Annotated in this window: 7 protein-coding genes and 1 pseudogene; 3 read left to right on the top strand and 5 right to left on the bottom strand. The window is 48.7% G+C overall.

Going from position 1 to position 15306, the window contains the following annotated elements; translation table 11 throughout:
* Window positions 1-685: 685 nt before the first annotated feature.
* From HU764_RS11980 to HU764_RS11970, 3 genes are all read right to left on the bottom strand, one after another.
* Window positions 686-2824: a TniQ family protein gene (locus HU764_RS11980; protein WP_186702812.1), complete on the bottom strand. Its 2139-nt coding sequence runs from the start codon at window positions 2822-2824 to the stop codon at window positions 686-688.
* A 194-nt stretch (window positions 2825-3018) separates the two neighbouring features.
* Window positions 3019-3981: a TniB family NTP-binding protein gene (locus tag HU764_RS11975; RefSeq protein WP_186702811.1), complete on the bottom strand. Its 963-nt coding sequence runs from the start codon at window positions 3979-3981 to the stop codon at window positions 3019-3021.
* Entirely contained in the window at window positions 3978-5879 is a 1902-nt protein-coding gene (locus HU764_RS11970) for an integrase (protein ID WP_186702810.1), read from the bottom strand. Before HU764_RS11970 ends, HU764_RS11975 begins: the two co-directional genes overlap by 4 nt.
* A 1269-nt stretch (window positions 5880-7148) precedes the next feature.
* Between HU764_RS11970 and HU764_RS11965 the strand changes: the two genes are divergently transcribed.
* The 3 genes and pseudogenes from HU764_RS11965 (at window position 7149) to HU764_RS11955 (ending at window position 11680) form a co-directional block, all read left to right on the top strand.
* A complete protein-coding gene (locus HU764_RS11965; protein WP_186702809.1) occupies window positions 7149-8735 on the top strand; it encodes a hypothetical protein in 1587 nt (528 codons plus the stop codon).
* A gap of 238 nt (window positions 8736-8973) precedes the next feature.
* A pseudogene (locus HU764_RS11960) lies at window positions 8974-9249 on the top strand (transposase); the annotation flags it as partial.
* A gap of 1174 nt (window positions 9250-10423) precedes the next feature.
* The gene (locus HU764_RS11955) at window positions 10424-11680 is read left to right on the top strand and encodes an OprD family porin (RefSeq protein WP_186702808.1); all 1257 of its coding nucleotides are present in this window, start codon (window positions 10424-10426) and stop codon (window positions 11678-11680) included.
* Between the two features lie 456 nt (window positions 11681-12136).
* Here the strand turns inward: HU764_RS11955 and HU764_RS11950 are convergent, their stop codons facing one another.
* A complete protein-coding gene (locus HU764_RS11950) occupies window positions 12137-13306 on the bottom strand; it encodes a M20 aminoacylase family protein (RefSeq protein WP_186702807.1) in 1170 nt (389 codons plus the stop codon).
* Window positions 13307-13330: 24 nt separating this feature from the next.
* Window positions 13331-14962, bottom strand: coding sequence for an APC family permease (locus HU764_RS11945; RefSeq protein WP_186702806.1), 1632 nt, complete (start codon window positions 14960-14962; stop codon window positions 13331-13333).
* Window positions 14963-15306 lie beyond the last annotated feature (344 nt).

The raw sequence follows: 15306 nt of genomic DNA, 5'->3' as shown, positions 1-15306 counted from the left end.
ACGAAGCAATTTTTCATATAAATCAATATATTATATGCGACTACAAGGGTTACTCGACCATTCGTCAGATTGGGTGTACCGGTCAGGCTCATCTGGTAGGTTGCCAACATGAGGTTTTCTCAAGACTAAAAATCACCCCAAAAATCACTGTTACCAACGATGCATCAATACAGCCGACAGCAACGATGGCTGGCGCAGGCCAAGGAAGCCGAAGCTCCTGTCAATTTAACGGTAATTAGGACAGCCCTTTCCGATTGATCCGACTCAGCTTTCCCAACACGCGCCGATACCCTAGGGTCATCGTCCTGTCAATTTACAGCATATGTCAGATACGCTCAGGAATTCTTCAACTGGGAGAGAAATCTAAGGAAATCAAATGGTTATAATTTTTCGTTAACGTCGATACAATGAGGATTTAGAGCCTATGGAGGCTCCCCACCGATTGGAGCTTAACGGTCAGCTTCACCAATACAATGAAATATTAATCGTGACCGCCGTAGCATGGCCGGGCAAATCATCCTAAGGCGAAGGTTAAAACCAGCTCAGCCTCGGATGCGAAAGCTTCCAAATCCCTGCCATAATTTACCTGAGGGGAGCCTACTGTGACAATCTCCGCGCACTAGCCACTATCATCAAGCCTTCAGAATCTTTGTTTAACATCATTAACTCAGGAGCTCCTCGCACATCATTCAAGAGCCCATTTGATACTTTGGAATTCTAATCTGCATAATGTCGACCTTGCCAGCGCCACATAAATCCCCCTCTGATTCCGACCATAGGAAAACCTACCCGCCGAAGATATTTCGACTTGAGATACAGGGAACGGAATAGAACGCGCCCTAGTAGCATTCTGTATAAACGCAGCCTCAGAATCATCAATAACTCCAAACCCGACACCCAACATCCAATACGCTACGGCAACGTCTCGCGGGCGCGAGGTGTCGTACATAAAAAAACTAGGCATACTTCCTCGCTCGCCCCTAACATCTAGTTTAGAGTCAAAGCGATTAAAGAAGTACGCTCGAGCGAATCCGCACGCCCCCGTTCTGCTGACATCTTGGAGCCAGTAAGACATCAAGAAACCAGCGGCTTGTTTCGTGGGTGTTGTATTAACGGTGAGGCTAGAAAACCACGTTTGCATCCTGGCTGCTAGCTCCACCAAGCGATCGTTATCTGCTCTCGCGTGAGACGATGATGAGTGTTGTAGCGGAAACTGAGTAGTAAGCTTTGAGGCTGGGCTTCCTGCGTACTCAGCGAAAGCAGTCCAAGCTTTGTCTAACACTGTGAAAGTTGAACTCACCAGTCGCTGCAAGAGAACTGGACTGTCGTGGCGCAGACAGGCACTGAGGTGCGGTTGCCGCCAATCCAAGCGCAGCGCTGGAGCAATCCCAGCTGCCAGATCAACCTTGAAGCACTCAGGGCAGTAATTCCGAGATTCGTAATAAGGAATTGTTTGAGAACCGAAAGTTCGATGGCTGTCGTTTCCTTCCGTGGTGTCATCACTGAACAGATAAGCACTGTCGTCGTTGCTCTTCGGAATGGCGAGGTTGCATGTCCGCGCTGTGGAAGAGAAGTGCCCCGTAATGTAGAGCCGGTCAGCCAGGCTCAGGCACTGCAGCAGTTCAAGATTACTCCATTGCAAATCGGGGTCTGACCCGTCCCTACCGCAATAGGTTGCCAGGAAACTACCCAGCTCGTAACCAATGATGTGACGCGAATCCGTCGCGACTCGCGCAATCCAGGAGGAAAAGGATTCGTTGTCAACCGCCGGGTAGTCATAGCGGAGTTCTGATTCCTTGGTGACTGAGATCGATAGCCCTGATTGAACGCCGCAAAAATTTCCTGCGGCATCGTTCCTAAGGCTTTTTGCAGTGGCGCTCTGCGCGCCCCCTGCATCCAGACCATTTACCTTGGGCTCAACTTGACGCGATGTGATAGCCGGATGGGTTGCGCTAAGCGCTCCCAGGCTACAATAAGCGTATGAACCCGCCTCCTCGTCGCACTTCCACATAGAAAGCGACTGGTCATCGTTTGAGGTTGCCCTCTGAGTTCTCTCCATGATCTGATGAAGTAGCGCTGTGACCGCGACCCCGACCTCTCCACCCGACGTCAAATGAACCGCATCAATGTCCAAGCCCTCAATGCGATATGAAGGGCATGGGAGCAACACGTTAAGCGCAACATCAGTCATGAACCGCTCAAATCTCGAATCAGCAGGCATCGGGTTGAGATGTATTTTCCTCAATCTAAGAGATACGTCATTGAACGCAATCTTCAGCCATTCCAACGAATCGGCCAGACCAAAGAGAACGACCCGTGACTTTTTATTAGCCCGTATCAGCTGAATAATTACAGCAGCATTGGCCGCCTGGGTTACGTCGTCTGAACCGTAAATGTCTAGGTCATGGATAAGGAGACAGTCGAATTCCCGGGCCTTCAGCACTGCAAGCTGAAAAGAGTTTAAACCCGCTTTTGCTAATCCCGATCTCGCGACAACATCAGGTGGGATTCGCAGCGCCTGATCCAGGTTTACTCTGAAATCGTTAGGTTCAAGACTCGAAATCTCATCCATGGACAAAACATTACGACCTGCTGCACGCAGCTGCAGGGCAAGCTGGTTCGCCAGCGCAGTCGCGCCACATCCGGGAGCCCCGACTACAAGCATTACTTCTCTCGCTGCATCGACCGCGCCCGCTCCATGTTCGTCGCCTTCCGCGCAATGAGAAGGATCATGTAGGGACAAACAATATTGATAGCACTCGTTCAAGGCATCCTGATTGCCTGAGGCTTCTGACCAAAAATCCTGGGGTTCATTTCTTCTCAACACTAGACTCCTACATCGCCTGTGCGAGGAACGAAAATCGTGATTGCTTAGGGCTTGAATTTGTGCAGGAGTTCCTCTGTGATATCCCAGCACAAACTACTGCTGTAGCAATAATAGCCCAACTGCACCCTCTGATCAGCCTGATAAAAGCGAACATTGGATACACGACGCTACCAACGGCCTACATTACGCACCTATTTCAAAGGTGCCGTCTGGGGAAGTGGAACAGGCCGAGTCTCCAGCCTTGCAAGCGCTTCGTTCACACCTTGCATTTTTTTCCACGCCTTCGAAATGCTTTTTTCATTGATGTATTCCTGTCCGCTTTCGATCTCCAGGCGACATGCCTCCCGCAGAATTTCTACAACCGCCCGGCGTGAGCAATAGTTTACGGCAGCACCATTCTTGACAGTTGTCGTCCGGGCACTTTCATAAAGTTTTTTAAGGAGCTTTCCATTGATTACAGACTTTTGCATCAAAGGCATGTAGCACATGTAGCCATTCACAAAAGATTCGCCTTCAAAATCATTTTCCCATGGAGTTAACTTCGAGGCACGAAGACTGAAACGAGTCAAAATAGTAGCGTCGTCATAAATATCCGCAAAGCCATCTTCGGTTCCGCTCAGAATTACATTCATCTGCCAAGAAGGGCCAGCAAGCCCTTTAATCGCGCCGAACTCGCGTGTGAAGCGCATCTTCGACAGAGCTTGTTTCAGCAATGGAGTTTCATCGATGAACACACAACGGACATTATTTTTCCTGATCAACTGCTGAGCCAGAGCAACATCACGGTAGGACAAGGTGAGCGGTCTTTTGTAAAATTGCTTACCCAGCTCAGCCAAGAAGAGCTTCATGACGTTCGGGTTTGCAATATTCTCTACAAGGTCAATGTAAATCACCTTTCCAGACCAGTTTGAATCTGACTTGAAGCTTTGAGTCTGCCAGCGTTGACCTAGTAACGACTTGCCAAGGCCCGCATGCGCGATTAGGGACATCCCCGGATTTGACGTGCACCTCGGTAATGCGACCAATCGCTGCGCGCTCAACTCCGCGGCCATAGCTGAAGGATGCATGAGAAACAGCTCCCGCATACAGGCAAGTGCGCGTTCTTCAGCTGGTAGACTTAAGAGCTCTCGGGTCTTATCAGAAAGGTGATTCATAGGTCGTCATCTCCCATCATAGGTGGCGCTGGGCCACGTGGTGCTGGTGCTGAACGCTCATCTGGCGTAGATGCCGTAGCAGTTGATGTAGAGTCCACAGAGTCTGCGATCAAATCTGGAGACAACGCATTTAGCGACCTTTCCTGGAGTTCGCGAGACTGTTCGAGCCGTTTCAGATGCTGATCGGTGATCAGCGTCCCCATCAGCCTCCGCTGTGCATTCAAATATAGCAACCCTTGAATTGTCAGCTGGTTCTTGGGCTGTCCGAATTTTCGCTTAATATCCCATTCCCACATGGTTTTTGGGATTTTTTTTATATCCTTATTTATTAGCCTTATTTCTTCCCATTGACCCTTGAATTCCACCCAAGCGTGGTGGATATTATTATGATCTATTTTAATTCTAACTGGCTGCCCCACTTGATTCTTATACGGGCCAGCCTCATAAAGCAGCTCTATCGTTAATATTCCTTCACGCCTGACCCGAGGATTACGCTCGTGAAGAATATCAATCCAGAATTGTTTCGGATTATGCAGCGTCCTAGGAATACTTATCACGCCGTCACGTGCTCCGAAACTCTCCAGCCAACGCTGGTTAGGCGTAAGACGGTCGGATCCCGAATACTCGTGCCAAACACAAATTCCAGTAATGATCAACACAAACAAATCTTGTATAGAGTATTTCGCCATCGACTGAGGATTTTCGCCGCGCACCATCTTTCGATTAGACGCAATAGCTCCGTGCAATCTCTGCATAAATAAAGGATTTATTTTTCCAAATGCCCGCTCCACTTTACCGCCACTTTGAGGTCGCGTCCTTCTCTGCGGAGTTATTCCATGCTTGTCGAGTCCAGCAAGAACTGTTTTGGCGTTTAGATCTCCTCCTCCATCAACCCGGTAGACTTCCCCGGCCCCATACTGCATCCAAACGAACTCCCGCTTCAGCCCAAACTCTTCTAATAACGCATCTTTGGGCTGAATCGCCATTAACATCGCGTCAGCCAGTGTGTTTCGAGACGGAGCTCTAAATGAAAGCGCAAACCCAAGATACGAGCTAGTGTGGTCATCCACAATTATTGTTAAGTTTGGCCGCCCTAACCATTTCCCCGTATCGGGATCAACCGCATGGCAATCCAGAGGGCTATTATCTGCGTGAATTAATTGAAGTGCATGGGTCGTATGCACCCCAAGTTCATAGGAATTATATTTATCACGGGCGAATTTTGAGCCCATATCTTTAGTTGCTTCTTCGCGGGCTGACACATGTTGCTCATACCAGCGTCTCATGGTTGAAGCAGATGGCGCGTCGTCTATATTCAGCTCGAGTAACCGTGCTCGAGCACCATTGATCCTAGCTTGCACGGTTTTACCTGGGCCTACTGCATCCTTTTTGCTCGCCTCAACCATAACATCACGAACTTCTTGGCTGAACTGATTAACGCCCTTGGGCCGACCCGGTCTTCCTGGCACAAGACTTTCCCAATGGGGCCATTTCCTATACTTAGCCAAGAGCTCATTCAGAACTGTTAGCTTTATATCAAGCTTTTCCATCGCCCATACTTTGTCAGCCTTAGTTATTTCTTTAGCTTCATACAAAGGCTTAATGATACGCTCTCGCTTTCGAGCTATAGAAATCTGATCATCGGTGTATCGGGATGAGGGTTGAAGCTCTTCAGCCTTTTCACGCCTCTCTGTGTCAATGGCAAGCGCTTCACTACGCATCCGCTCAGTAATATCTAAAGAAATTTTTAAAACTGAATCCCGATCTACCTCCCAAGGCCCCTCCAACGTATCCGAAGATTGAACAATGTACTTATCCGATTCGGCGTTGTAGCGGAGCACAATGAAAAAGCCTTTGCGCTCTTTTAGGAAAACGCTCTCGCCTGGTATGAACTCCATAACGGTAGCTATACACGATATGGTGAAAAAAATGCCGGAGCGCGCTGCACGGCAAACTTAGCAAGCCTAGCACGAACCACTTTCAACGTTGGCGAGGCAATTCCATAGAACTCACACCGATAGACTACATGTCTCCAGCAATCAATCTGAGTGTATGACGGGAAATATGAAAGCTTGAACTCTCTTTGAATGATATAGGTCGTCAAGGGCATTAGACGATAATTTGCCGATTCCATCTTCATGATACCAATGTATTCCATGATCAATGGCTCGGTATAGTCCGCCCCTACAGAGGGCTGAAGTGGCACTCGAGAATTAGCAAGCTTGAACGCGTTTACGGTCTCATGCATATGTTCTTCAAAAGCACTGCATCCGTTCTCCAAAACGCTTACCCGCGAGGGGCTGAGGGAGAAGCAGCACCCATCCGAAAGCCTGCAGAGCTTGACGGTGTCGCGTGGTGGCCGATGGATGCTGACAACGACCATAAGATCGGAGCCTAAGTCCGAGGTTGCGAAAGCGCCTACGAAGGACATAGCCTTCTCCTCGAGTGTGGAATGAGTCCAATAGTGGAATTGTAGACCTCGCTCAGCACGCTGAGTGACCGTCTATCCAAATAAACGGCGAAATGTATCTTATTGATTTATAAGGGATGGCTTTCAGTAATCTCCGTTTTTTTGTAAATAAATTAACGGAGATTTCTGAGAACCTGATGTTCAGACGTTATTTTTCAATGAGATGGGGAGCGAACGGGGGTAAGAGAAAATGGACATGTTGTCCAATATCACATACCTCTGTGACCGTCACCTATGTGACCCCCACTGATTAATTGGAAACGTGGACGACTTAATCGGAAAGCTTTCCATGCCAACCAGTTAGGTTGCAGAACTGACGTACTATCTCAACCCGGTTACGCCTTTTCTGTCAGTACTAAATTGGAAAAAACCGCTCTGTAGCCCCTGATTTCTGGTGTCCGCCGCCTGCGACCAAATCTCTCTTGGTGTACCGCGTGGCGAAAGTAAATTGGAAAATAGAACTCAGTCATACCGACATCGGCGCATACCCTTGTTTTCAATGAGCTTATTTCCGTTCAATATCCTAAGCTGCTCCCGTACTCTGGGCGATTGGCGAGAGTTAATCGGACAAAAATTCGCCGGCATGGCTAATGCCGCCTAGATGTTTGCGTTCATAGCACCTACTGTATAGATTCAGATGCTGAGATCTCTAAGGTTCAAGGCTGTCAGCCTTCGCAATTGCCGGCCCGCATTTGGGATGCATATTATGGTTCTGAGGTTTCACGGACTGCTGACGCATCCTGTCTCGCCTGCCGAGGGCGTCAGCGAACGGTCTCGTGCAGAAAAGGAGTTGGTGCGTGTTTACCTCCAAAGTCTTCCGTCGGCTTTGCGTGCTCAAGAAAGCTATGCGTTGATGACTGACTATACACAGGCTACCAAGGCTGCGCCCGCTCAGGCGCGGTGGAATCAATCGATTTTAGAAAAGTTTTTGCTTTGGAGCTTCATTGTTAAAACGAAGTCCCTGGCGGAACTAAATAATAGCGATGTGCAAGATTTTTTGAGCTTCTGCAATGCCCCTCCTGAATCATGGATGTCAAAGAGCAACGATAGATTTGTAAAAGAATTCGGCCTTCTAAAAGCCAACCCAGAATGGCGTCCATTTCACTCTCCCTTACGCTCTCATGGGGTCAGGTGCGTTATTAATCGATTTTTTGGTTTTAACTCTGAAGCCATCGGTCTTGTCCTTTGTCCTTCTAGTCGACCCGAAACTACTCATGTGAATACATGCAGTTGCACTGATGCCGAGTCGCTGTGCGGCGAATACCTAGGTGCGTTAAAAGAAATCACGAAAGGAAAGAAGGGGTTAGAGCTTGGCCTGTTTATGTTCGCCACCTCGTTTTATCTTAGAATACCCTTGAGGGATTGCCTTGAATACCTAACTTTCGATTGCTTTGATTTTTCGGACAGGACCAATGGAAGATTCAAAGTCAACACAGGTAAAGGATCGATTTTCGGGAGAGTCCCTGAACTTTATATGGAATATTTTTTTCGCTGGAGACAGATTTCACACTTGCCGCCCTACCCTGCACCTGATGAAATGCAACCATTGTTTCATCGGCTAGCAAAAAATTATCCGACAGCGTATCTTCCAAAATTTGACGTAAATGGTGTGCTTCCCACAACAATGTTAAGAGCTTTTAATGAGGGTTGCGCGCAGTGCCGTAAGCTGAAAGGTCAACTCCTAAGCAGTTCTGATAGAAGCAAAAAATACAGAACTAAAGTCGTTAATAAGCAGGAGGCTTTTTCTACGATTGAACAGCTCTACCAAGAGTCTAGTAACGTTAACCATGACAGCTCTGCTACGCCAGTCCCTTTGTATCTCGTAAAAGAAGGACTCGCGGAGCAATTGCCTGAAGAATTAATAACTTATTTTTTGACCTCGTTTAATCCAGCTGGCAGTAAGGAGATTTACTCGGCTGGAGCGTCCCTGTTTTGTTTATTTGTTCAGAGGGAGCCGAACTGTCTGAATCTTCGCGCGTTTGAAAAGCTTACCCTTTGGTCGATCCTTGTAGCTGGTAAGAGTCCGGCAGATCTTGATGCGTCAGATGCCAAATCGTTTTACCTATTCTGCTTGAATCCTCCAGCGCAGTGGGTCGGCGCGCGGATCTATTCCAGATCGAGCATTTTATGGCGGCCGTTCCTTAAGCGACGCCCGGGCAAAGATAACCATGTTCCTCGCGCCGGTATGATCGTGAGATGGTGCAATGCTTGCTACATCCACCTGGTGCAGGCTGGTATTTTGCGCTCAAACCCATTTCAGCGTTTAAACAAATATATTAACTAAAAAGCCAATGGGCACGGCCAAATGCCGGCTGTGCGGCTGCTGCGAAGCTCTTTTTGACGACGCTCATGAAACTGGACGAAGACTATCTGCTGCTGGACTCCTAATCGATGCCGCTTGCAAGCGGGCAGCGGACACAAGCCAAGGCTGAGGATGATTGTTGAGCTCTTTGGCCTTCCTCGCTGCATTAAGCCATTTTTTCACCAACGTAGAACGTGAAACGTGATGGGCGTGGTATCAGTTCGTTGCCCAGCGCATGATGGAGTCCGACGTCGGAGGCCTGTGCGGTGCCGGCTTCGATGTCAAAAGCCCAGACCGCACAAACAGCCGAAATGGCTACCGTGACCGCCTGTGGCAAACCCGCGCCGGCGACGTCGACCTGAAGATCCCCGAGCTGCGCCAAGGCAGCTACTTTCCAGGCTGTCTCGAACCTCGACGCACCGCCGAAAAGGCCATGGTGGCGGTCATTCAGGAGGCCTACATCCAAGGCGTCTCAACGCGCTCGGTGGACGAGCTGGGTTTTCAAGGTCTTCAATGCGACCTGGCAGCGTTGTCGCGTGCACTTCATGCTCAACGCCATGACCCACATCAGCAAGCGATAATCCACAGGCCAAGCTGTCGGCCGTGATCAACTAAACGGCAAACTCAGTGGCCAGCGCCATGATGAGTTACACAATTTCCCGGGACATGCTCCATTCAAAGCCCAGCATCTGATCCAGAGTGTACCTGATCCCCTGCGCCCAAAACGACCCAACTGAAAATACACCCCATCTTAGATCCTTCCGAGACGTCGAGAATTAAACATGATCACTTTCGATTTGAACACAAACGACGCCGAGGCCCTGCTCCGCCATTGCGTGCAATTCATCCCTCAATCAGCCGACGCTCGGGAAGACCGTCGTTTGGAGGATGCTCTCCTCACCTTGGCGGAAGCGCTGAGAGCTCACCTCGAATCTGAGTAATTTTTTGAGGTCGGGAACCCTCGGCCCCTCTCCTCTCTCGCAAATGGCGCGACTTTGCCATAACGAAGCGGGCTTGCCCAGCGAACACGGGCGTAGCCCGCGCCAGCTAACTCCAATGCATGGGCCGGCCGCTTCGCGGGACAAGCCCACTCCTACATAATCACTGGCAACTTCACTGGCACCTCTGGGTCGAAAACCGCCAGTGGTGACCAACCGCAATCGATCCTTTGCAGCCGTTCAAGGTGTTTACGAAACCGAGTTCAATTCAAAGAGGCCTACGCGAAGCGCCGTGGGAAGACCATCGCAAGCGCCGTAATCATAGAATACTTGCGGAGAGTTTTACTTGACTGTCTTCTAAACGTATAGAGTTCGACGCCCACCACTCCGCAACTGACCCGAGATATTTCCGCTCCTGAAGTCTAGAGAATTCGCGCCTGAACCCCGGCGAAGACAATGAAATAAAATTCCATTTTCTTAAAAAAATATCAACAAAACTCCTGAATACACGTCGAATAAGGGCATTTTTTCCACCTCATAAAACTTAAGATCCCTAGGCGACACCTGAGCATTAGTGCCAAATACGGCCTCTCAAGCCCATAAACAATAATGAAAAGAGATAAAAGTCAACTCAACACAATAAGAGTCGCCCTACCACAACCAGCTCGCCAGCTTATTAGGTGAGCACACCCTCCGCACTCCAACTAATAACAACGCAATAGGGGTAGAACCATGCAGCAGCCCTCCTTCATAGCACTAGCGGTTATCGCGTACAGCACAATCAGTATTGTCGCTCAGGCCAGTGATCAATCGGAGTCAAAAGGTTTTATTGAGGATGCGGATGTGAAGCTTCGGCTACGCAACGCTTACTACAATCGAGACTTCAAAGATAGCGCACCGGATGCAAAGGTATGGGGGCAAGGATTTGTTGGTGTTGCTCAATCGGGCTTTACACAGGGCACTGTAGGTATCGGAGCCGATGCATTCGGCATACTCGGTATCAAGCTCGACAGTGGTCGGGGGCGTAACTACAGAGCCTTTTTTGATACGGACAGCAATGGTCGTCCAGTTGACGATCTATCTCAGGCAGGAGGGGCTGTAAAGATTCGACTTTCAAACACCACAATCAAATACGGTGATCAATTTCCACTCCTCCCGGTGCTCGGCTATGCAGACAACCGCCTGCTGCCGGAGTCTTTTACTGGAACACTTATCACAAGTAAGGAGATCGACGACCTAGAGGTAAACGCTGGCCACTTCACTGGAGACAGTCCAATGGGGGATGCCGCTCGAGATCCAAATCACTTGAAGAAAATTAATTTAATAGGCGGCACCTATCAGCCATCAGAAAACGTTAGCTTCTCTCTCTACCACTCAGATGTTCAGGACATGTATAAGAAACTATATACAAACTTGAACGTAAACTTCCCACTTAGTGATCAGCAAGCATTGAATTTCGACTTCAATGCTTACCGTACCAGATACGCCGATGACTCTGCCGCTGGGTTTGCACTGGGTGGTGATGGAAATAACGATAGGAATACCATCTGGAGCTTAGCCGCCAAGTACAGCTTCGGCCCTCACGCCATTATCCTGGCGAACCAGCGTAACACTGGAGATGCAGGATACGCCTATGACTTTGGCGATGGTGGCTCGGCGATCTATGTCGCTAACTCTTACTACTCGGATTTCAATCTAAAAAACGAAGACTCTTGGCAGCTTAGTTATGAGCTCAACTTCGCAGGCTACGGCGTACCAGGTTTATTCTACAAAATAGCCTATGTCCGCGGCACTGACATTACCACCAGCACCAAAACTGATGCCACCGAACGAGAGTTATTCAACCAAATATCATATGTAATTCAAAGCGGGCCTGCCAAAGACCTTTCACTCAAGCTTCGAAACTCCATTTACCGATCTGACAACAGCGTCGGGCCAGACCTGAATGAGATCCGAGCCTTTATTGATTATCCGATAGACATATTCTAACCTCGTCCATCTCAAAAATCTTACTTAAACCTGGTCGATAGTTTAGCCACAGCTGCTATCGACCTTTTTGTGCCACTCCAAAGAAAAATATTAAGTAACACCTGCGCAGCACAACTTCCAACACGCAATTGCATATTGCATTTTTTGAGCGAGTTGGTCGGCTTCAGGCGGACAGGCTTACGTTACCTCGTCAGCTAAAAGCCGATCAAACCACCTGGCAAGCTCAAGGCGGCCACGTCTCAATACTGGAAGTAACAGTAGGTATGACACAGCCCCAAAACGTAAATATCGAGCTTTGCGCCATTACGCGCATTCATCGACAAAATACATCATTGGCAGTGAGTGCGGCGCACATAGAAGTCTATGATTAGAGTGGAAGGGGTAGCCATCATGCATAGAGTGATACTTAAGAGTGATAGGCCATCCACTAGCGGAATGAGAGGATGGCCTATCCATTTAAGCGAGGGGGAGACTCAAACGTACAATTTCAGCAAAGTAGTGTGCGCCTGTAACGAGAATTTTGTCATTGAAGTCATACTTCTCATTATGTAGCGTTACGGAGCCCTCCTCATCACCTGCTCCATTTCCAATAAGCATAAAGTTGCCAGGGACAATCTTAGTGAAAGCCCCAAAATCCTCAGACCCCATCAATACGGATGCGTTACCGTCGACATTTTCAGCGCCCACTATCCTCTGAGCTGCATCGACAGCAAGATTTGTGCTATCAGACCAGTTCGTGGTGATTTCAAATTCGTGGGTGTACTCAAACTCGCAAGTAGCTCCGAAAGATGCGCAGATACCCTCACAAATCTCACGCATGCGCTTTTGCAGTAGAGCTTGAACTTCCGGATGGAAGCTACGAGTATCTCCCTTAATTATGACATTGGAAGGTACCGCATTTCGGATACCATCAGTAATAAATTCCGTACAGGATACTACCGCCTGGAGCGATGGATCCACATTTCGCGAAACTACAGTCTGCAAAGCGAGAACTATTTGTGAACCGATTACAATTGGATCGACCCCCATATGAGGGCGAGCTGCGTGAGTGCCTACACCTTTAATCCTGATGACAAAATTATCTTCACTCGCCAGGAACCCACCAACACGAGTAGCAAACTTTCCAGCTGGAATTCCCGGCATATTATGAACACCATAAATGGAGTCAACTGGGAACTTTTCAAATAAACCATCTGCAATCATGGCCTTCGCTCCTCGGCCATGCTCTTCTGCCGGCTGGAAAATGAAGCGAACAGTACCGTCAAAGTCAAGACGAGAACACAGCAGATCAGCCGCGCCGAGCACCATAGCCATATGTCCGTCATGCCCGCAAGCATGCATCTTGCCTTCGATCTGCGATATGTGTGCTCGACCTGGCGCTACTTCTGAGATGCCGAGAGCATCCATATCAGCACGGAGACCGATGACCTTTGTACCCCCGCCCACCTTCAGGCTGGCCACCAATCCCGTACCACCAAATCCCTTGTGTACTTCAAGGCCAAAGCTTTCAAGAATCTGTTTGACCTTCTCAGCAGTTTCCACTTCCTCAAATCCAAGCTCAGGATGCCTGTGGAACGAATGCCGCCACGCTGCGATTTTGCTTTTGAACTTTTCATCAATGATCATGCTTGCGCCTTCCTGATTTTCCGATTAAACATGAGAAACGCCTGACAAAGGCTCAGACTCTCCACTGGCTTTACGATCATCTTCATAACCGCATGCAATACGTTCGACAAGATAAGGAGTTCTGTAACCACTGTTTACACCCCATTTGAAAAACAAAAGTGCGACAACAGCAACCACTAGCATATCCCAGCCTTCAGACAGAACCCCAATCCCACCGAAGGATGGGCTGCCGATGTACGAAGTAACTGCGGCAACAGGCAGGTAAACGATCAACCAAGCGGCAGCACGGACATCGCGACTGATAGATTCCGGATTGTTCTTCTTTTGGAAATAGAAATAGATCGGAAGCCCGGCAATGATCAAGAAAATAATCTGACCACTCAAAGGCCAGCGTGCCCAATACAAAATCAATGCTGCGCAAACAAACGCGAATGGCGCAATAATGCTAAGCCCACTGATGCGGATAGATCGTTCGACATCTGGAGCTGTCCGACGCAGCGACATGACGCTAACTGGCCCGATAAGATAGCCGACCGCAACTGCCACGGAGACCACCCCTGCCAACGCTCCCCATCCTTTGAACCAGAACAGGAAAATGAAACAGAGGAAAAGATTAATCCACATGGCGATACGAGGAACTTGGTATACAGGATCGAGCACACCAAAGATTTTAGGCATCGACCCATTTCGCTCCATGGCATGAAGCATGCGTGCCACAGCCGCCTTATAAATAACTGCACTACCAGAAGGGCTCACAAATGCATCAATATAGAGCAGTATAGCTAGCCAGTTCAGGTTAACAGCTAGCGCCAACTGCGCCATTGGAGAACTAAAGTTCAAGTTACCCCAACCTTTAGCAACCAGCCCCGGATCCAAGGCACCAATGAATGCCACTTGCAGCATTACATAGATGACCATGGTAATTAGCAAAGATCCGATCAATGCGAACGGTATACTGAATTTAGGATTCTTGGCCTCACCCGCCATAGAAATCGGCGCTTGGAATCCATTATAACTGAACACGATGCCGCTGACGGCAACGGTAGTCAGCACAGCATTCCAACCATTGGGGGCAAAAGCCTCCATTGAGGAAAGACCGAAGTTCTCTGTATGGTAGCCACTAGACAAAAGCGCTACCGCAGTAAAGAGAGGAACCACAAGCTTAAAAATGGTGATAGCGTTACTAGCTCTCAAAAAAAGCTTAACACCCCAGTAATTGAGACCGAAATACACCATGATCAGCAAACAGCAACACAACAGCCCGTATGTATTAAGCGCACCATCCGTAGCGAGGCTTTGCGCCCAAGGATAAGGCCAGGAGGCTAAATATTGAACAGATGCTACAGCTTCGATTGGGACTACCGCAACTAAAGCCAGCCAAATTGCCCAAGCACCTATAAAACCGAGTAGTGAACCATGGGAGTATTGCGGATAACGAACCATACCTCCCGAGTCTGGAAACATGACGCCCATTTCAGTATAGGTCAAGGCGATGGCTATCATCACCACGGCTCCAATTACCCAAGCCAAGATTGCAGCTGGCCCAGAGAGTTGAGCAGCCTGATAGGAACCGAAAAGCCATCCAGAGCCTATAATTGAACCAATTGCGGTATACAGTAACGAGATAGGGCCTATTCTTCTCTTGTACGAACCCATAAAACGCTCCAAATTTGTTTTTCTTATTAATCCCACGCTCAAGCTGCGGGAGCACCTAACAGAGTTCTTCGTCCCAGCTAAAACTCTCCAACAAGCACGAAGATCCTATGAAGCTTTTCACACCTCGGTTCAATTTTATTAGAGAAAATCGCACCTAAATCTCAATATCTGAACGAGGAACGGAATAAATTTGAGGTTTATGGGCATTTAACGGAAAAAAATTCACATCGGCACTCATATGCTTACCCAGAGCGCGTCAGTGATGCAGCATCCATAGGTGGCCAGCTGAGGGGTAGAGAGGAGCCAGGAAGCACATGAACGTACACTCCTGTACCGTTGCCCCT

This window comes from Pseudomonas kermanshahensis, from assembly GCF_014269205.2.
Classification (GTDB): Bacteria; Pseudomonadota; Gammaproteobacteria; order Pseudomonadales; family Pseudomonadaceae; genus Aquipseudomonas; species Aquipseudomonas kermanshahensis.
This window is presented reverse-complemented; position numbering and strand designations above follow the sequence as displayed.